At 70.6% G+C, this 18,190-nt stretch carries 18 protein-coding genes and 1 pseudogene; 6 read left to right on the top strand and 13 right to left on the bottom strand.

The window, feature by feature from the left end:
- Positions 1–5 precede the first annotated feature (5 nt).
- On the top strand, positions 6–1,307 hold the full coding sequence (locus tag ACFLIT_RS15450; protein WP_479912144.1) for a surface lipoprotein assembly modifier: 1,302 nt from the start codon (positions 6–8) through the stop codon (positions 1,305–1,307).
- On the opposite strand, the gene ACFLIT_RS15445 is transcribed toward ACFLIT_RS15450, so the two are convergent.
- Both ACFLIT_RS15445 and ACFLIT_RS15440 read right to left on the bottom strand, forming a co-directional pair.
- Positions 1,304–1,606, bottom strand: a complete 303-nt coding sequence (locus tag ACFLIT_RS15445) for a UBP-type zinc finger domain-containing protein (RefSeq protein ID WP_479912143.1) — start codon at positions 1,604–1,606, stop codon at positions 1,304–1,306. The genes ACFLIT_RS15450 and ACFLIT_RS15445 overlap by 4 nt on opposite strands.
- Positions 1,606–3,234 carry an FAD-dependent oxidoreductase gene (locus ACFLIT_RS15440; RefSeq protein ID WP_479912142.1) on the bottom strand — a complete coding sequence of 543 codons (1,629 nt, stop codon included), beginning with the start codon at positions 3,232–3,234 and terminating at the stop codon, positions 1,606–1,608. The genes ACFLIT_RS15445 and ACFLIT_RS15440 overlap by 1 nt, the downstream gene beginning before the upstream one ends.
- 100 nt (positions 3,235–3,334) lie before the next feature.
- Here ACFLIT_RS15440 and ACFLIT_RS15435 point away from each other — a divergent pair, with 100 nt between their 5' ends.
- A complete protein-coding gene (locus tag ACFLIT_RS15435; RefSeq protein WP_479912141.1) occupies positions 3,335–3,847 on the top strand; it encodes a DUF1993 domain-containing protein in 513 nt (170 codons plus the stop codon).
- 127 nt (positions 3,848–3,974) lie between these two features.
- Here ACFLIT_RS15435 and nadC read toward each other — a convergent pair whose 3' ends face one another.
- From nadC to nadA, 3 genes and pseudogenes are all read right to left on the bottom strand, one after another.
- The gene (nadC, locus tag ACFLIT_RS15430) at positions 3,975–4,826 is read right to left on the bottom strand and encodes a carboxylating nicotinate-nucleotide diphosphorylase (RefSeq protein WP_479912140.1); all 852 of its coding nucleotides are present in this window, start codon (positions 4,824–4,826) and stop codon (positions 3,975–3,977) included.
- On the bottom strand, positions 4,823–6,325 hold the full coding sequence (locus ACFLIT_RS15425) for an L-aspartate oxidase (RefSeq protein ID WP_479912139.1): 1,503 nt from the start codon (positions 6,323–6,325) through the stop codon (positions 4,823–4,825). Before ACFLIT_RS15425 ends, nadC begins: the two co-directional genes overlap by 4 nt.
- 13 nt (positions 6,326–6,338) lie before the next feature.
- A pseudogene (gene nadA / locus ACFLIT_RS15420) lies at positions 6,339–7,325 on the bottom strand (quinolinate synthase NadA); the annotation flags it as partial.
- Positions 7,326–7,546: 221 nt separating this feature from the next.
- On the opposite strand from nadA, the gene ACFLIT_RS15415 reads away from it, so the two are divergent.
- Complete coding sequence (locus tag ACFLIT_RS15415; protein WP_479912138.1) at positions 7,547–7,999, top strand: NIPSNAP family protein; 453 nt, start codon at positions 7,547–7,549, stop codon at positions 7,997–7,999.
- Between the two features lie 18 nt (positions 8,000–8,017).
- Here ACFLIT_RS15415 and ACFLIT_RS15410 read toward each other — a convergent pair whose 3' ends face one another.
- Positions 8,018–9,547 carry a PQQ-dependent sugar dehydrogenase gene (locus tag ACFLIT_RS15410; RefSeq protein ID WP_479912137.1) on the bottom strand — a complete coding sequence of 510 codons (1,530 nt, stop codon included), beginning with the start codon at positions 9,545–9,547 and terminating at the stop codon, positions 8,018–8,020.
- A gap of 5 nt (positions 9,548–9,552) precedes the next feature.
- Positions 9,553–10,533: an aldo/keto reductase gene (locus tag ACFLIT_RS15405; protein WP_479912136.1), complete on the bottom strand. Its 981-nt coding sequence runs from the start codon at positions 10,531–10,533 to the stop codon at positions 9,553–9,555.
- 96 nt (positions 10,534–10,629) lie between these two features.
- Between ACFLIT_RS15405 and ACFLIT_RS15400 the strand changes: the two genes are divergently transcribed.
- Positions 10,630–11,526 (top strand): LysR family transcriptional regulator, encoded by an 897-nt coding sequence (locus ACFLIT_RS15400; protein WP_479912135.1) that lies wholly within the window; start codon positions 10,630–10,632, stop codon positions 11,524–11,526.
- Here ACFLIT_RS15400 and ACFLIT_RS15395 read toward each other — a convergent pair.
- Both ACFLIT_RS15395 and ACFLIT_RS15390 read right to left on the bottom strand, forming a co-directional pair.
- Positions 11,523–12,095 carry a hypothetical protein gene (locus ACFLIT_RS15395; RefSeq protein WP_479912134.1) on the bottom strand — a complete coding sequence of 191 codons (573 nt, stop codon included), beginning with the start codon at positions 12,093–12,095 and terminating at the stop codon, positions 11,523–11,525. The genes ACFLIT_RS15400 and ACFLIT_RS15395 overlap by 4 nt on opposite strands.
- Positions 12,092–12,613, bottom strand: a complete 522-nt coding sequence (locus ACFLIT_RS15390) for an RNA polymerase sigma factor (protein WP_479912133.1) — start codon at positions 12,611–12,613, stop codon at positions 12,092–12,094. Before ACFLIT_RS15390 ends, ACFLIT_RS15395 begins: the two co-directional genes overlap by 4 nt.
- Positions 12,614–12,815: 202 nt before the next feature.
- Here ACFLIT_RS15390 and ACFLIT_RS15385 point away from each other — a divergent pair, with 202 nt between their 5' ends.
- A complete protein-coding gene (locus ACFLIT_RS15385) occupies positions 12,816–13,226 on the top strand; it encodes a hypothetical protein (protein ID WP_479912132.1) in 411 nt (136 codons plus the stop codon).
- Positions 13,223–13,429: a helix-turn-helix transcriptional regulator gene (locus ACFLIT_RS15380; protein ID WP_479912131.1), complete on the top strand. Its 207-nt coding sequence runs from the start codon at positions 13,223–13,225 to the stop codon at positions 13,427–13,429. The genes ACFLIT_RS15385 and ACFLIT_RS15380 overlap by 4 nt, the downstream gene beginning before the upstream one ends.
- Here the strand turns inward: ACFLIT_RS15380 and ACFLIT_RS15375 are convergent.
- From ACFLIT_RS15375 to ACFLIT_RS15360, 4 genes are all read right to left on the bottom strand, one after another.
- Positions 13,426–14,361 (bottom strand): NUDIX hydrolase, encoded by a 936-nt coding sequence (locus ACFLIT_RS15375; RefSeq protein WP_479912130.1) that lies wholly within the window; start codon positions 14,359–14,361, stop codon positions 13,426–13,428. The two genes, ACFLIT_RS15380 and ACFLIT_RS15375, sit on opposite strands and share 4 nt — an antisense overlap.
- A 2-nt stretch (positions 14,362–14,363) precedes the next feature.
- A complete protein-coding gene (locus tag ACFLIT_RS15370; RefSeq protein WP_479912129.1) occupies positions 14,364–14,735 on the bottom strand; it encodes a YbaN family protein in 372 nt (123 codons plus the stop codon).
- Positions 14,732–17,095 carry a M20/M25/M40 family metallo-hydrolase gene (locus ACFLIT_RS15365; protein ID WP_479912128.1) on the bottom strand — a complete coding sequence of 788 codons (2,364 nt, stop codon included), beginning with the start codon at positions 17,093–17,095 and terminating at the stop codon, positions 14,732–14,734. Before ACFLIT_RS15365 ends, ACFLIT_RS15370 begins: the two co-directional genes overlap by 4 nt.
- A gap of 84 nt (positions 17,096–17,179) precedes the next feature.
- Entirely contained in the window at positions 17,180–18,172 is a 993-nt protein-coding gene (locus ACFLIT_RS15360; protein ID WP_479912127.1) for an LLM class flavin-dependent oxidoreductase, read from the bottom strand.
- Between the last annotated feature and the right edge of the window lie 18 nt (positions 18,173–18,190).

Raw genomic sequence — 18,190 nt, 5'->3', positions numbered from 1 at the left:
GAAGTTTGGCCCCGGCCGCCATCGCGCTTCAGGTCGCCGCTGCAGCCAGCCTCATCGGCGCCCAGACTCTCGCCGCCCCGGCGGACGATCATATCTTCGCCCAGGCGATCACATCGGCTCTCCAGGCCGGCGATTTCATGATCGCGCTCTCGCTGCTAGAGGGGCGACCCGACGTCTTGGCCACGCCGGAAGGCCTGCGCCTGCATGCAGAACTGCTGTTTCGCACCGGCCGCCGCGACCAAGCGATCGCAGAGCTGGACGGTCACCTCACGCGGGTAACCGACGACGCCCTGGCGCGCTTTCAACTGGCCGAGATGCACCTGGCCGCCGGTCGCTTACCGCAGGCGGCGTTCAATTATCGTCTCGCACGTTCGGGTGGGCTCGACGCGACCCGCAAGGCGATTACCGAGCAGCGGCTGCGCGACATAGCGGCGCGACGGGGTTGGCAAGGCCAGTTCAGCTTCGCCCTCGGACCCGACAGCAACGTCAACTCGGCCACCAGCGCGGCCACCGTCGAGCTGTTCGGCCTGCCCTTCGCCCTGTCCCCCGACGGGCGCCGCAAGGCCAGCGTCTCGGCCGCCGCATCGGGCGTCCTTGAAGGCCGCTTGCCCCTCAATCCGTCCGCCGCGGCCCTGGTCACCTTAACCGGCGCGGCCCAGGGATCCGTCGACGGCGACTTCACGATCGCCGACGTTTCGGCCGCAGTTGGGATCGAGCGACGCGGAGCCTCGGGCGCCAAGCTCGCCGTGCAGCCGTTGGTCGGGGTTCGATATTTCAACGGCTCGCTGCTCGACCGTCGATGGGGCCTGCGCGCGGCCTACGACGGTCCCCTGACTTCCAACACCCAGTGGAGCGCGGCTGCCGAAACGGCGCGCAGCGCCGACCGGTTCTCCAGCCAACGCGACGGTTGGGGCTATTCATTAGACGTGTCCCGCACGCGCTATCTCGGGCCGAGCGCGCTCTGGCAGGCGACGGCCTCAGTGGATCGGCGCGCGTTGAACGCCGCGCCGGACTCGTACACGGGCGCGGCGGCGTCGGTCGGCCGACTGTTCGCCTTGCCGCTGGGCGCTCTCGTCTTCATCCGTGGCGGCCTCGGCTACCGTGAGTTTGACAGGGGGTCGCCGCTGTTCGGCATCGTCCGCAGGGACCATGATCGGAACGCCGCCGTCCGCCTATCGAAGCGCGATTGGTCCGTGCTCGGCGCGGCGCCGTTCGTTCAGTTGTCATACGCGGAAACCCGCTCAACCGTACCGCTGTCGGACTATCGGCGGAATCGGCTGGAGGTCGGCTTCACTCGCGGCTTCTAGACGAAGCGCGGGATCGGCCCCACCTGCGGGGTCTGGTCAGGCAGGTCGATGAACAGCTCGTCGACGTAGCACCAGCCCCAGCCCTCCGGCGGGTCATAGCCCTCGATGATGGGGTGCTTGGTGGCGTGGAAGTGGCCGGTGGCGTGCTTGCCCGGCGACTGGTCGCAACAGCCGACATGACCGCAGGTGCGGCAGAGGCGCAGGTGCACCCACCAGCCGCCCGATTTCAGGCATTCGGCGCAGCCCTTGGTCAGGGGCGTGACGGTCTGGATGCTGGCGGTGTGCGGACACTCGTCCATCAGTCGCTTCCTGTACTGGGGCCGGAATTGGCGAGATACGCATGGAGGGCGGCGACGACCTGGGCGCCCTCGCCCACCGCCGCGGCGACGCGCTTGACCGATCCGGCGCGGGCGTCGCCGATGGCGAAGACGCCAGGCAGGCTGGTCTCCAGGGCATGGCGACCTTCCTCGCCCGTGACCACGAAGCCCTTGCCGTCGAGCGCGACCCTGCATTGCGACAGCCAGCCGGTGTTGGGCTCGGCGCCGATGAACAGGAAGAGGTGGCGGATATCGCGTGTGGTTTCTTCACCGCCGCGGCGGTGGCGCCAGCGCACGCGCTGCAGGGCCTCGCCGTCACCATCCAGGCCGACGACCTCGCTCTCGGTGACGACCTCGACGTTGGGCAGGCTCTCGATGCGGTCGACGAGATAGCGGGACATGGTCGCCGCCAGGCTCTTGCCGCGCACCACCATCCAGACCTTGGCCACCTGGCTGGCGAGATAGACCGTCGCCTGACCAGCCGAGTTGCCGGCCCCGACCAGCACGACCTCTTGGCCCTGACAGAGCTTCAGCTCCAGCGGCGAGGCCCAATAGTGCACGCCGCCGCATTCATAGCGGTCCATGCCCGGAGCATCGAGCCGGCGGTACTGGGCGCCGCTGGCGACCACCAGGCTGCGCGCCTTGGCCGTCTCGCCGCCCTCGATGGTCAGGCAGAAGCGGGCTTCGCCATCGACGCTTTCGTCGGCCATGCGCAGGTGGTTGACCACGTCGGGGATCGCCATGTCGGCCCCAAACTTCTGGGCTTGGGCGTTGGCGCGGCCCATCAGGGCCATGCCGCTGATGCCGGTGGGAAAGCCGAGGTAGTTCTCGATGCGCGCCGAGGCGCCCGCCTGGCCGCCGAAGGCGCGGCTGTCGAGCACCAGCACGGAGAGGCCTTCGGAGGCCGCATAGACGGCGGCCGCGAGGCCGGCCGGACCGGAGCCCACGATGGCGACGTCGTAGAGCTTGTCGGCGTCGAGGCGGCTGGACAGGCCGATGCAGCGGGCCAGCTGCTCCTCGCGCGGATTGCGCAGCATCGAGCCGTCCGGACAGAGCACGATCGGCAGGTCGTCGGCGGTGACGTGGAAACGGTCGATCAGCGCGCGGGCGTCTTCGTCGACGGCCGGGTCGAGATCCTGGTGCGGGTGGGCGTTACGGTCGAGGAAGTTCTGCAGGCGCAGGACGTCGGCGTCATCGCCCGGCCCGACGATCACGGGGCCGGCCCCCGCCTCGATCAGGCCGACGCGACGGAGGATCAGGGCGCGCATGATCCGCTCGCCGAGTTCGGCCTCGGCGACGAGGGCGGCGCGCAATTGCTCGGGCGGGATGACGATGGCTTCGACCTCGCCGACGGCATGGCCGTCGACCAGGGCGGCGCGGCCGCTGAGGGCGGAAATCTCGGCGGAGAATTGCCCCGGCCCGTGGACAACGACCTCCTGGTCTTCACCGTGCGCGTCGCGGCGAGTGACGCGCACCTGGCCCTGCAGCACGATGAACATGCCGAGGCTTTCGCGCCCGACCTGGAATAGAGCCTCGCCGTCGGCGTAGCGGCGCGCTTCCCCGAAGCGCCGGAGGCGCTGGATCTCCGCGGGTTCGAGCCGCGGAAACATTTGCTCTCGGCGGGTGTCCAGTGTGCTGGCCGGCATGATAGGCACCCTACCGCAGGGCGGCGCTTCTCATAGCCCCCTCTTCCCCTTCTCGGAGACTCTGATGGCCATCTCGCTCTACGACGCCAGCATCCCCAGCTACATCCAGGCTTTGGGCGCCGTATCGGCGATCCTCAAGAAGGCCGAGGCCTGGGCGGGTGAGCGCAAGATCGATCCCGGCGTGCTGGTCAACGCGCGCCTCGCCCCCGACATGCTGCCGCTGAAACGCCAGATCCAGATCGCCACCGACGGCGCCAAGGGCGTCGGCGCCCGCCTGAGCCAGAGCGAGAACCCGCGCTATGAGGACAACGAAGAGACTTTCGGCGAGCTGCAGGCCCGCATCGCCAAGACCGTCGACTTCCTGAAGGGCCTCGACAAGGCGGCCTTCGAAGGTTCCGAGACGCGCCCGATCAGCCTGCAGCTGGGCCCCAACAAGGTCGAGTTCCCCACGGGGACGGCCTACGTCACCGGCTTCGCGACGGCGAACTTCTTCTTCCACATCGCCGCGACCTACATGATCCTGCGCGAGAACGGCCTGGACATCGGCAAGCGCGACTACATCGGAGCGCAGCTTTAGGGGCGCTTACGCCCTCGTCCTTCGAGGCCGCTTCGCGGCGCCTCAGGATGAGGTCTACTGAGACGATTCAGTCGAAATCCTCATCCTGAGGTGCGAGCCACGCGAGCCTCGAAGGACGAGGATTTCGTTACGCCCGATAATCCAGCCCCAGGTCCAGCACCCGGACCGAGTGGGTCAGCCAGCCGAGCGAGATGAGATCGACCCCGGTCGCCGCGATGGCCGGGGCGGTCTCCAGCGTCACCCCGCCCGAGGCCTCGGTGATCGCCCGGCCCTTGCAGAGGGCGACGGCGGTGCGCAGGTCGTCGAGGCTCATGTTGTCGAGCAGCACGACCTCGGCCCCGGCCGCCAGGGCTTCCTCGAGCTGGGCCAGGGTATCGACCTCGACCTCGATCTTCACCAGGTGGCCGACGGCGGCGCGGGCGCGCTGCACGGCGGCGGCCACGCCGCCGGCCACGGCGACGTGGTTGTCCTTGATCAGCACCGCGTCATCGAGGCCGAAGCGGTGGTTCGAGCCCCCGCCGGCGCGCACCGCGTACTTCTCCACGGCGCGAAGGCCCGGCGTCGTCTTGCGCGTGTCGGTGATGCGGCAGGCGTGCGGGCGCACGGCGGCGACCACAGCGGCCGTGGCGGTGGCGACGCCGCACAGGCGGCCGAGGAAATTGAGGGCCACCCGCTCGCCGGTCAGCAGGCCGCGCGCCGGGCCGGAAATGGTGGCCAGCTCGGCGCCGGGCGACACCGCGTCGCCGTCGGCGACATGGGCTTCGAACACGAGGCGCGGGTCGATCAGCTCGAAGGCCAGGGCCGCGAGGTCGAGACCGGCGACGACGCCCGGCTGACGGGCGACGATGGCGGCGCGGGCGGTCGCCTCGGCCGGAATGATCGCTTCGGTGGTGACATCGCCGGCGCGGCCGAGATCCTCCACGAGGGCGGCGCGAACCAGAGGCTCGATCAGCGGGCGGGGAAGCGGGGTCAGGGTCATGCGGCCACCGCGCGCGGCAGGTCGAGCTGCGACAGGCTGAGCGTGGAGCGCTCGGCGCTGCTGGCGCGCTCGGGATAGTCGCTGCGGGCATGCGCCCCGCGGCTTTCGCGGCGACGCTCGGCGGCGGTGACGATCATCAGCCCGACCAGGGCTGGATCGGCGGCTTCGCCCTCGGCGGCGACCAGATCGCGCAGACGGCCGGCGGCCTCGGAGAGCCCCTCGGTGCTGCGGACGACGCCGGCCGCGTTCATGATCGGACGGACGAGCTTGGCGTCGGGGGCCGGCGGCGGCTGCGCCGGGCGCGGGGCGCCGGCTTCGCGGGCGGCCTCAGCGACACTGGCGGCGACGGTCTCGGCGCAGACAGCGGCTTCGATCAGCGAATTGCTGGCCAGGCGGTTGGCGCCGTGCAGGCCGGTGGCGGCGGTCTCGCCGACGGCCCAGAGGCCCGGCAGGCTGGCGCGGCCGCGCGCGTCCACGGCGACGCCGCCCATGTGGTAGTGCGCCGCCGGGCGAACCGGGATCGGCTCCTTCTGCGGATCGACGCCGGCTCTCAGGCAGGCGGCCGCCACCTGCGGGAAGCGGTTGTGGAAGCGATCGACGCCCCGGGCGTCGAGAAAGGCGCCGCGCCCCTCGGCGTGGGCGGCCCAGACGGCGCGCGAGACGACATCGCGCGGTTCGAGGTCGCCGCGCGGATAGCTGGCCATGAGGCGCACGCCGGCGGCGTCGACTAGCCGAGCCCCCTCGCCGCGCACGGCCTCGCTGACCAGCGGCATGGGATCGCGATCCACGTCCAGCGCCGTCGGGTGAAACTGCACGAACTCGACGTCGGCCAGGTGGGCGCCGGCCAGGGCGGCGGCGGCCAGGCCCTGGCCCCAGGCGCCGAGCGGATTGGTGGTGTGGCGGAACAGGCCGCCGACGCCTCCGGTGGCCAGGATCACGCGGGCGGTGCGCAGCGTCGCCGGATGGCCGGCGGCGTCGACCGCCAGGACGCCGGCGACCGCGCCATGGCAATCGAGCAGCAGACGGCGCAGGGCCAAGGGCTCGACGCTGATGCGCGGCGAGCGACGCACGGCCTCGACCAAGGCGCGCAGGATGGCCGCGCCGGTGGCGTCGCCGCCGGCGTGGACGATCCGGCGGCGGCTGTGGGCGGCCTCGAGGCCGAGCTTCAGATAGCCGGCGGCGTCGCGATCGAAGTCGGCGCCGAGGGCGTCGAGCCAGCTGACGGCGGCGACCGCGCCCGAACAGATGCGCGCGGCGGCGCGCGGATCGGTCAGCCCGTCGCCGGCGGCGACGGTGTCGATGGCGTGCAGTTCGGCCGAGTCATCGGCGCTGACGGCGGCGGCGACGCCGCCTTGGGCCCAGGCCGTGGCCGCGCCCTCACCCAGCGGCGCGGGCGAGATAAGACGCACCGGCTCGAAGGCCGACAGGCGCAGGGCGGTCGACAGGCCGGCGATGCCGGCCCCGACCACGACGGGGCGGTCGTCGTCGATGGCGCTCATCTCAGCGGACCGCCAGCATGCGTTCGACCGCGCGGCGGGCGCCGTCGGCCACGGCGGGATCGACGATCACCTCGGTGGTCATGGTCTCCAGCGAATGGCGGATGCCGCCGAGGGTGATGCGCTTCATGTGCGGGCAGAGGTTGCACGGGCGCAGGAACTGCACCTTGGGGTTCGAGGCGGCGACGTTGTCGGCCATCGAGCACTCGGTGACCATGACCACGCGGTCGGGCTGGCGCCGGGTGACGAAGTCGGCCATCTCCGCCGTCGAGCCGGCGAAGTCCGACACGGCGACGACCTCCGGCGAACATTCCGGGTGGGCCAGGACGACCAGGCCCGGCATGGCCGCGCGGTAGGCGGCGATGTCCTCCGGGGTGAAGCGCTCGTGCACCTCGCAGCGACCGTGCCAGGCGATGACCTCGACCTCGGTCTGGGCGGCGATGTTGCGGGCCAGGAACTCGTCCGGGATCATGATGACCCGCGGCACGCCCAGGCTCTCGACCACCTTCAGGGCGTTGCCCGAGGTGCAGCAGATGTCGCTCTCGGCCTTCACGGCCGCCGAGGTGTTCACATAGGTGATCACCGGCACGCCCGGATAGCGCTGCTTCAGCAGGCGGACGTCCTCGGCGGTGATGCTTTCGGCCAGGGAGCAGCCGGCGCCCATGTCGGGGATCAGCACGGTCTTGTCGGGGTTCAGAACTTTGGCGGTCTCGGCCATGAAGTGCACGCCGGCCAGGACGATCACCGAGGCGTCGGTCTTCACCGCCTCGCGGGCCAGGGCCAGGCTGTCGCCGACGATATCGGCCACGCCGTGGAAGATTTCGGGCGTCTGATAGTTGTGGGCCAGGACGATGGCGTCGCGCTCGGCCTTCAGGCGCTCGATGGCCTCGACATCGTCGGCGTAGACCGGCCATTCCAGGCGCGGGATCTGACCCTTCACGCGATCGTAGAGGTCGGCCGCGGTCTTGAGGCGGGGGGGAAGGGCGGCGTCGAACGGGGCCACGGCGAACCTCCAATGCTCACATTGAGCATAAGTCGGGCGTCATACAAGCTGCACACACCCTCGATGCGGACAGATATGCTTAGTCTGAGCATATCGCAAGGGGCGCGTTCGAACGGCGATTGCTGAGCCTGATTCACAAAGCTCTGCGCCTTCTCGGCCCTAATCAGCGGAAACGCCGCCGCTATTCTGACCGATGCGCCTTTCGCGCCTGGAGCCCCGCCATGATCCCGGCCATCCGTTCGACCCTATGCACCCTCGCCGCCGTTGCGACGGCCGCCCTCACCATGACGCCCGCCGCCGCCCAGCCGGCCAAGAAACTCTACGAACTGCGCACCTACGCCGCCGCGCCCGGCCGGGTGAAGGATGTCGAGGCCGAGTTTCAGAGCTGGATCATTCCGGGTCTGGCCCGCGCGGGGGTGAAGCCCGTCGCCTACTGGTCGAACGAGGGGGACAAGCCGGGCGTCACCTACCTGATGGTGTTCAAGGACCAGGCCGAGCGCGACGCCGCCTGGGCGAAGTTCCGCGCCGACCCGCAGGTCGAGAAGGACCGCGTCGCCGCGACGGCGAAGTACGCCGACGGCTCGCGGGCCATGACCGGCGCCGACATCCGCCTGATGACCATGACCGACTTCTCGCCCCACCCGAAGACGGCCGAGGGCGCGACGTTGGACTAGGATTCCGGATGGCGGGCGCTAGCGGGCGCCCGTCACCCGCCGGACCATGCCGTCCGGCTTGGTGAGCAGCAGGATCTCGCCGTCGGGATCCTCGGCCAGGCGCAGGTCGATACGCCCCTGCCCGGCCGCCGGCGCCGCGCCGGTCGGGCCGGTCGCCGGGCCGCCGCGCGCGCGATGCCTGGCGCGGACCTGGGCGGGAAGGTCGCTGTCGAGCAGATGGATCGGAGCCATGGTGGCGGGGTCGCCGTCGTCGGCGGCGTAGAACTCGGAGGGCTCCGCGTACCAGAGGCGGCCGGTGGTGATGTCGCCGAACACCAGCTTGCCGCGCAGGGCCGGAACCATGCGGCCGCGATAGACGAAGCCGCCGGCGATGGCGTCGCCGTCCACGGTGGTCTTGTACTGCAGAGCCGCGCTGGCGAGCTTCACGCGGGCGCCGGTGACGGCGGTGTCCGACACGCGCTGAGGGACCGTGCCGTCGGCGGCGATCTCGCCGACGATGGCGTTGGCCGGCTTGGCCTCGGCGCCCTCGCGCAGCGGATAGCCGTAGTTGGCGCCGCGGCGGATCACGTCGATGGTCTCGAAGCGCGGAGTCCCGGCGTTGGAGCCGATGACGAAGGCCAGCAGCCTGGCCTCACGCGGCTTGGCCGGGTCGACGTCCCAGGCGATGCGGTGCGGATTGCGCATGCCATAGGCCCAGATTTCCGGACGCGCCCCGGCTGTCGTCAGGAAGGGATTGTCGTCGGGGATGCGGTAGCGACCGTTCTCGCTGACCTGTCGCGCGCCGGCGGTCTCTTTCAGGTCGGGCCGGATACGCAGAATCTTCCCACCGAAGGCGTCGAGCCGCTGCGGATTGAGGCGGCGGACATCGTTGGTCTCGCCAGTCCCGGAATCTCCGATGCCGATGTAGAGCGTGCGCCAGTCGGCGTCGCCACGCCGGGCCGCCGGGTTGAAGCCGATTTCGCCCATCGGGTGGACGCCGTTGGCCAGGGCGACACGCAGCACCTCGCGGGCGGAGCCGGTGAAACGGTCGTCGCGTACATTGTTGTCGGTCCATTCGACCAGCACCGCCTCACGAGTCAGGGGCTGGCCGCCGTTCGGCGTCTGCACGGCCTGGGTTGGGGCGTAACCGGGAAGGGTCGAGGCCGCCGCGGTGCTGCGGGCATCCTCCAGGTGCACCGTGAGGAAGACGCCGTTGCGGGCGTAATCGGGATCGAAGGCGAAGCCGTAGAAGCCGCTGGCGTAGCTGCCGTCGGGAACGAGGCGCGGGAAAGCCTCGCGCAGATTCAGGTAGGTCGTCGGCCTGCGGGTCGCCTTGTCGAGCACATAGAGCACGCCGGTCTGGTCATTGAGGAAAAGCCGCCGCTGGCCCGGTTCGACCTTCGCCATGTTGAGGCGCGCGGCTTGGCCGACGGCGCTGATCTGCGCGAAGTCACCAGTGATCGGCGCCTCGGCGTAGTCCTCCAGCGTCAGGGTGAGCGGCGCCGGCTGGGCGAAGGCGGCCGGAGCGGCGAGCGACAGGAGGGTCGTGAGGGTGGCGAGAGTCTTCATGGCGATCAGCGCCCCACATTGGCTTGCAGCGCCGCGGGATAGCGGGCGCCTTGCACCTCGATCTCGGCCACGGCGGCTTCAATCTCGGCGAGGTCCTCAGGCGTCAGGTCGATCTCGGCCGCGCCGAGGTTTTCTTCCAGACGATGCAGTTTGGTGGTGCCGGGGATCGGCGCGATCCACGGCTTTCGGGCCAGCAGCCAGGCCAGGGCGATCTGAGCCTTGGCAGCGCCCTTGGCGGCGGCGATGGCCCCGAGCCTGTCGACCAGGGCCTGATTGGCCGCGCGGGCCTCGGCGGCGAAGCGCGGCACGATGTTGCGGAAGTCGCCGGGCGTGAACTCGGTCCGGGCGTCGATGGCGCCGGTCAGGAAGCCCTTGCCCAGCGGGCTGAACGGCACGAGGCCGATGCCGAGCTCCTCCAGGGTCGGCAGGATTTCCTTTTCAGGCTCGCGCCACCACAGGGAATATTCACTCTGCAGGGCGGCGACCGGCTGGACGGCGTGGGCGCGGCGGATGCTCTGCGCGCCGGCCTCCGACAGGCCGAAGTGCTTGACCTTGCCCTCGGCGATCAGGGCCTTCACCGTCCCCGCCACGTCTTCCATCGGCACCCTCGGGTCGACGCGGTGCTGATAGAGCAGGTCGATGCGGTCGGTGCGCAGGCGCTTCAACGCCGCCTCGGTGACGGCGCGGATGTTCTCGGGGCGGCTGTCGAGGCCTTGCGGAACCTTGCCGCCCACGAAGCCGAACTTGGTGGCGATCACCACCTCGTCGCGCATGGGCGCCAGGGCTTCGCCGAGCAACACTTCATTGTCGAACGGGCCGTAGGCCTCGGCTGTGTCGAAGAAGGTGACGCCGCGCTCGAAAGCGGTGCGGATCAGCTTCACGCCGTCGGCGGTCGCGACGCTGGGGCCGTAGCCGAAGCTGAGCCCCATGCAGCCCAGGCCGAGCGCCGAGACTTCCAGGCCGTCGCCGAGTTTGCGGGTTTGCATCGCCGATCTCCTTCCGTTCGAGAAAGAGGATATGGCCAAGGCCACTCTTGGGATAAGACCGGGATATCCGCATGAGTTTGTGAGACCTGCTCAGCAATGCCCCGCGAGAGCCTGGACGATCTGGCCGCCTTCCTCGCCGTGGCGCGCGAGCGCAGCTTCACGCGGGCGGCCGCCAGGCTTGGCGTCTCGCCCTCGGCGCTGAGCCACACCATCCGCGGCCTGGAGACCCGGCTCGACGTGCGCCTGCTGACCCGCACCACCCGCAGCGTCGCGCCGACCGAGGCGGGCGAGCGGCTGCTGGCGACCATCGGCCCGCGCCTGGACGAAATCACCGAAGGCGTGGCCGCGCTGGGCGCCTATCGCGCCACGCCCGCCGGCCGCTTCCGCCTGACCGCCGGCGAGCACGCCGCCGCCACCGTGCTGTGGCCCGCGCTTCGTCGCCTGCTGCCGGACTATCCCGACATCCAGGTCGAGATCGTGGCCGACAACGGCCTTGTCGACATCGTCGCCGAACGCTTCGACGCGGGCGTGCGCCTCGGCGAACAGGTGGCCAAGGACATGGTGGCCGTCCGCATCGGGCCGGACATGCGGATGGCCGTGGTCGGCTCCCCCGCCTATTTCGAGCGCCACCCCAAGCCGCTCGTCCCGCAGGACCTGACCGAGCATCGCTGCATCAACATCCGCCTGCCGACTCACGGCGGCCTGTTGCCCTGGGATTTCGAGAAGGATGGGCGCGAACTGAAGGTGCGCGTGGAGGGGCCGCTGGTGTTCAACAGCGGCGCCCTGCGGCGCGACGCGGCCGTGGCGGGTCTGGGGCTCGCCTACCTGCCGCAAGACCTAGCTGTCGAGGCGGTTCGCGACGGCGCCCTGGTGTCGGTGCTGGAGGACTGGTGCGCGCCGTTCGCCGGCTACCACCTCTACTACCCGAGCCGCCGCCAGCAGACGGCCGCCTTCGAACTGCTGGTGGGGGCGCTGCGGTATCGCGGCGGCTAGTCGGTTCCCGTCAGGGCGTCGATCTCGTCGATCTGCTTCTGCAGGCGCTCCGCCCCTTTGAGGTTCAGCAGGAGGATGCCGCCAAGAACGATAGCCATGATCGCCACCATGGCTGTGGCGGGCGCCCAGCGCTCGGGGTGCTGCAGCCAGCGACCGATAATCACCAGAGCGAAGCCGGGGACATAGGGCAGCAAATACCAGATGCCGACGGTGCGCAGAGCGTCGCGCTGTCGAACAAGTTGCTGACGGTGGAAGGCGAGAGAATTCTCAGCCGTCGTCGCGGGCGCCGCGCGCGCTGAAGCGCGGCGATTGAGCTGCCACATCGAAACCAGGACGCCGAGGATCATCACCACGAGGCCGATACGCACCAAGGGGACGTCCGAGCGAGCAGCGAGGAACGCGCACCCCGCAATGACGACGATACCGGCGACATACTCACGGCTATTCCGCCAACGAATGCGGCTCTGGAAACCGCGGGCGTGAATCTGGGCGAGGGTCATGGGGGAGGTCTCCTCCGGAGGCTGGTCGCGCCAGAGTGACCTGGCGTCAGGTTTCTGATCGTCGGTCATCGCGTCCCTTCCTCCTGGAAACGGCGGGCGAGCAGGGTCTTGAGGCGGTGGATCTTGGTGGCGACCGCACCGGGCGACATGCCGGTGATCTCGCCGATCTGCGCCGCCTCGAGGTCTTCCAGGTAGAGCAGCGCCAGTTGCCGGTCGGGCGGCCGAAGCTGGTGAATCAGGGCGGTGAGGCGGGCCAGGGCCTGGCGGTCGCCGGTCGCGCGTTCGGGATCGTCGGCGTCGGCCGCGTCCGACGCCGCCTCCAGGGTCAGCAGCGCCCCGCCCCGCTTGCGGCCGATCACATGCGAGGCGCCGACATTGTGGGCCACACGGTAGACCCAGGTGCGTTCAGAGCAGCGGCCATCGAACAGGGCGAGGCTGCGCCAGAGGGCGACCTGGATGTCCTGCAACACGTCGCGCCGCACGTCCGGGTCGGCTTCATAGGCGCGGGCCAGACGCTCCAGCGGCGCGCGATACTCAGCCTGCAGGCGCAGGTAGAGCTCATCCTGCTGTTTCGTCTGATCGCCCATCGATCCTCGCCGCCGTTTCATAAGGTAGTCAGCCAGCGACGGAACTTCTTACATCTTGGACGTCACCGACTGTTGAGATGGCTCGCCCGCTCGATCTTGAAGCCAGTGCGCGGGGAAACCAGCCCGGCGCTTCATGTAAAAGAAGTTTGACAACGACACAGCCCCTGGTGTCAAAGATATTTGACATTGGAGGAGACACATCGTGTCGACAGGTTCGCATCGAAAGTCCGTTCTGAGAGGCCTTGGCCTGACCCTGGCCGGAGCCCTCGCCCTCGGCGTTCTGGGTGGTCTGCTCGCTCGCAAAGGCGCCGATCTGCCCTTGGCGGTGCAGCTCGGCGGCCTGGCCCTGGTGGTCGCCCTCGCGTATCCGGCGTCGCTGCCGTGGTGGCGCAAGGTCGATGAGATGGCGCGGCAGGCGCATCTCGTGTCCTGGTTCTGGGATGCACAGATCGGAGGCGGCGTCGCCACGGCCGCAGCCGCCGCCCTCGTCGTTCGCGGGGGCGCGAGCCGTGATCTCCTCTACGGCGCCGCGCTGGTGTTTCTGGGTCAGGCGGCGGTATCCATCGTGCTCTGGGCCGGCTGGTGGCTGCGGCGACGGGGCAAGGCGGCGTGAAAAACACCCTACGCGAACAGCGGCTGGCGCGCGGCTGGAGTCAGGGTGAGCTGGCGAACCGGGTCGACGCCTCGCGCCAGACGATCAATGCGATTGAGGCCGACAAGTACGACCCGTCGCTGCCGCTGGCCTACCGCTTGGCCGCCCTATTCGAGCTTCCGGTCGAGCAGCTGTTTCATAACCCGTTCGTCGGGCGGGACTAGCGCCCCCTAGCCACCGGCAGGCGCGTGCCGGCGGCGGCGCGTTCCAGCAGCACCTCGCCGCGGAAGCGGGCGAGCTTGGCGGGGCGGCCGCCGGTGTCGCTGGCGATCTCGCCGGTGTCCTCGATCAGACCCTGCTGGTCGATCAGGCGGCGGAAGTTCTGCTTGTGGACCCCCCGCCCGCCCAGGGCCTCGACGGTCTGCTGCAGCTGAAGACGGGTGAAGGCGGCGGGCAGGAGTTCAAACACCACGGGGCGGTATTTGATCTTGGCCCGCAGGCGCGAGACGCCGGTGGCCAGGATGCGGCGGTGGTCGTGGGCCATGGCCTTGCCGGACTCCGGCGGCGCCTCGGCCTCACGGCCCTCGTCGCGCAGGGCCTCGGCGACAAGGCCGGCCTCGTAGAGCAACTCGTAACGCTGGAGGGTCAGGTCCTCGTTCCAGGGCGCGCCGTCGAGGCCGAAGGCGAGCAGCACGCGCTGTCGGCGCGCGCGGCCGGTGACGGCGTCGGGCGCTTCCTCGCTCCAGGCCAGCAGGCGTTCGGCGAGCGCGTTGGCCGCCGCCTCCCCCGCCTTGCCGCGCCGCTCCTCCCACGGGAAGTACCAGCGCCAGGGCGACCAGCGCACGCCGGGCGGACCATCGAGCGGGTTGGGCGGGGTTTCGCGGGTCAGGGCCAGGTAGCTGAGCGAGACCAGGCGCTGCCCGCCCTCGGTGATCCGGGCGCGGTCGGCGAAGGTGTAGAGCTGTTCGACATAGCCGAGCGTGAGACCGGTGGAGGCCTGCACCCAGGCGCGTAGGCCAAGTTCGAGCGTGCGGTGCTCGCTCTCCAGCGGGCCGGACGGCAGGGCCTCGCCGTCGTCGATGGTCAGCACGCGCGGCTCGCCGCCGGTGACGGCGACGACGACGGCGCTGAGCTCGACGGCCAGACCGTGAGTCATCGTCACGCCTCCGGCCGGCTGACGACGAAGGCGGCGCAAGCCCCGATGATCGCGGTGACCATCACCGCCACCCAGATGTGGCGGTTGGGGTGGGCCAGCCAGGCCCAGAAGAACAGCGCCAGGCCGAAGCCCATGCCGAGACAGGCGAAGACCTTGCCCTTGCGCGGGATCGCCCCGCTCTCGCGCCAGGCGCGCAGGGACGGGCCGAAGGTCTTGTGGTTCAGCAGCCAGGCCTCGAGACGCGGCGACGAGCGGGCGAAGCAGCCGGCCGCCAGGATGATGAAGATCGTCGTCGGCATCAGCGGCAGGAAGGCGCCGATGATTCCGAGCGCCACGAACAGGACGCCGAGCGCGAGGAAGACCCACCGTTTCACCAGGCCACCTTGCCTTCGGCGATGACCACCTGCGAGTCCGAATTCTGGAAGGGCATGGTGTTGGGCGGACGGGCGGGCAGGCTGGCGGCGGCGGGCCAGCCGTCGGCGGTGGCGGCCAGGCGCCAGTCGAGCCGGGTCCCGGCGGGGGCGTCCAGGGTCAGGACAAGGCCGTCGCGCGGCGCGTGCCAGCGCAACACGGCCCAGCCGTCGGGCCCCGGCTTCAGGTCGGCGCGCATGCCGGCGACGGTGAGGTTCTTCAGGGGCGCCCCCTTGAGGCCGAGCCGCAGCTCGCGCGCGCCGGGCGCGGTGACGGTCAGGGTGGCGCGATCCCCGTTGCGACCGACGACAACGGCGGGCACGGCGAAGGGCGCGATAGGCGCCGTCGGGGCGGCGAGCACGGGGCGGCTCAGCAGGGCCGGCAAGGACTCGGGCTTGGCGGCGTCGCCCAGCACCTGGCGGGTCCAGGGGTCGGGCTTGCCCAGGCCCGTGGAGACGAGCGTGCGGCCGCGCGGCAGGTCGGTGACGTGCAGCACATAGCTGACCCGCGGGAAGCGCGGCGAAGCCGTGTCGTGCACGGCGACGAAGCCGGTGACGATCACCCCGGCGGCGAGCGCTACCACGGCGACGGGGCGGGCCAGGGTCGCGGCGCCCGCGCGGGCGGCCAGGGGCGCGAGCACGAATAGCGCCGGGGCCAGGAACACGGGCAGGACTTCAGGCGTGGTGATCCCCAGCCCATCGAAGGCGAGGCCGCCGGCGCGGGCCAGCCAACCGAAGACCAGGGCGCCGAAAGCGATTGTCGCGAGCGTGGGCGCGAGGCGGGTCTCGACGCCGAGGCGCGTGGCGGCGGCCAGGGCGGCGCCGATCAGCAGCGGCCAGGCCATCATGAAGGCCAGTTGCGGCGCCAGCAGCTGCAGGGCGACGGTGAGGACGATCCCGAGAGCGAGCGCGCCGCTCCACAACGCGGTCGGCGCGACCGGCCGCTTCAGCAGCGCCCAGGCGAGCACGGCGGCGACGACGGCGAGGCCGATGCCCAACGGGTCGACGCCGCCGAACAACGAGCACAGGGCCGCGACGATCAGGGCGAAGATCCCGCCCCGCCAGCGCCCCTCTCCCCGCATGAGATTGGCGATCAGACCCGAAACGAAGGCGAAGGTCAGCAGACCCGCGGCCGTGAGGTAGAGGCCGAACTGGGCGACCACGCGGTTCTGATAAGGGCTGTCGCCCAGTGGCATCAGCCGCCCGACCACATGCAGGATGAAGGTCGTGTAGACGACGACGAGCAGAAGGGCGCCGCCACCCCGAACGATCTCCCAAGGCGAAGGCCGCACCGGCCCGAGCCGACGAAGGGAGAGGCCGAACAGGCCGGTGGCGGCGAGCAGCACCAGCCAGCCGACCCAGCCCGGATAGACGATCAGCAAAAGGCCGTAGACGTCGCCGTAGACAAGGTTGGGCGTGCGAGGCGGCAGCGGCCCGGCGGCCAGCAGGCTTCGCGTCATCGCCAACACCTGATCGCCCATCTGCTGCAGGCTGCCGCGGTCGAGGTTGGCGGGCGTGGCGGTCATCGAGTGGTAGTCGAACGGCCGGCCGATGAAGCCGAAGTTCAGGCCGGCGATCCCGGCCTTGCGGGCCAGGGTGAAGTCGGTGTCGTTCGGCATGTTGGCGTAGACCCAGGCCAGCAGCGAATTGCTGTTCGGTCCCGGGGCGACGGCGGCGAAGCGGCGAACGAGGGGGCCGCTTTCGGGGCTGGTCTCGAACATCAGGTTGGGACCGGCCGAGCCGCGCGTCTCAAGGTTCAGCACCACGCCCAGGCGTTTGGCCAGCGAATGAGCGGCGAAGAAGGCGCGGGCGCCGAACATGCCAGCCTCCTCGCCATCGGTGACGATGAGCACCAGGTCGCGCGCGGCGGGTCCGTCCGCGGCCAGGGCGCGAGCGGCCTCAAGGCTGGCGGCGACGCCGGCCGTATCGTCGGCCGCGCCGGGGGAGTTCGCCACGCTGTCGTAGTGGCTCATGATCGCCACCGGCGGCAGGGTGCGGTCGCGCCCGGGACGCACCGCGACCAGAGTCTCAGGGTAGGCGCCGATGATGCCGGGAACCGTCGTGATCGCCGGGGCGCGATAGATTTCGACCGCGAAGCCGAGGCTCGTCAGCCGGCGAACAAGATCGTCGCGCACCCGCGCCGCCTCGGCCGAGCCGATCGGGTGCGGCGCTTTGCCGATAGCGGCGACGTCGGCCATCGCCCGCTCGGCGGAGAAGACGCCCGGCGGGGCGTCGGCCGGACGCACGCGCGTCGGCTGGAAGCCCGCGATGGCCAGCAGCAGGCCGAGCGCGACGGCCACATAGAACGCGATCGATCTCAGCACGGCCGTCTCCCCTCGCGCGACTTTAGGCGGTTCGCGGCGGACGGAAAGGGGGACTGCGACTAGGACGCGAAAGCAGGACCGGGGCTAGGCGAGCGCCTTCGCCTGTTCGGCCAGGATTTCGTAGGATCTCAGGCGCGCGGCGTGGTCGAAAATCTGGGCCGTGACGATGATTTCGTCGGCGCCCGTGCGGGCCTGGAAGGCCTCCAGCCCCTCACGAACGGTCTGCGGCCCGCCGACGACCGAGCAGGACAGGGCGTGACGCAGCATCGCCGCCGCGCTGGGGTCGAGACTTTCGCCATAGCCGGGGACCGGCGCCGGCAGCTTGCCGGGTCGGCCGGAGCGCAGGTTGACGAACGCCTGCTGCAGCGAGGTGTAGAGCGCCTGCGCCTCGGCGTCGGTGTCGGCGGCGAAGACGTTGAGGCCCAGCATCACGTGCGGCCTGTCGAGCTGGGCGGAGGGCCGGAAGCGTTGGCGGTAGACGGCGATGGCGCTCTCCATCTCGGCCGGGGCGAAATGGGAGGCAAAGGCGTAGGGCAGGCCGAAGGCGGCGGCGAGTTGGGCGCCGTAAAGGCTGGAGCCGAGAATCCAGATCGGCACGTCCTCGCCCTCGCCCGGGGTGGCGCGGACCACGGCGTTGGGGTCGCCCTTGAAGTAGGCCATCAGCTCCAGCACGTCCTGCGGGAAGGCGTCGACCTCGCCCTGCAGGGTGCGGCGCAGGGCGCGGGCGGCGGGCTGATCCGTGCCCGGCGCGCGGCCGAGGCCGAGGTCGATGCGGCCGGGATGCAGGGCCGCCAGGGTGCCGAACTGCTCGGCGATGACCAGGGGCGCGTGGTTCGGCAGCATGACGCCGCCGGCGCCGACGCGGATCGTCGAGGTGCCGGCCGCCACGTGGGCGATGACCACCGAGGTGGCGGCGCTGGCGATGCCGACCATGTTGTGGTGCTCGGCCAGCCAGAAGCGGCGGTAGCCCAGCCGTTCGACATGGCGGGCGAGATCGAGGGTGTTGGCCAGCGAGGTGGAGACGTCCGAGCCTTCGGCGACGGGCGACAGGTCGAGCACGGACAGGGGAGCAAGCATGGCCGGCATATAGGGAGC

The sequence above is a fragment of the Caulobacter sp. HJHS_5 genome (genome assembly GCF_056683955.1).
The sequence above is the reverse complement of the archived record's forward strand: the minus strand, read 5'-3'. Positions and strand labels throughout refer to the sequence as shown.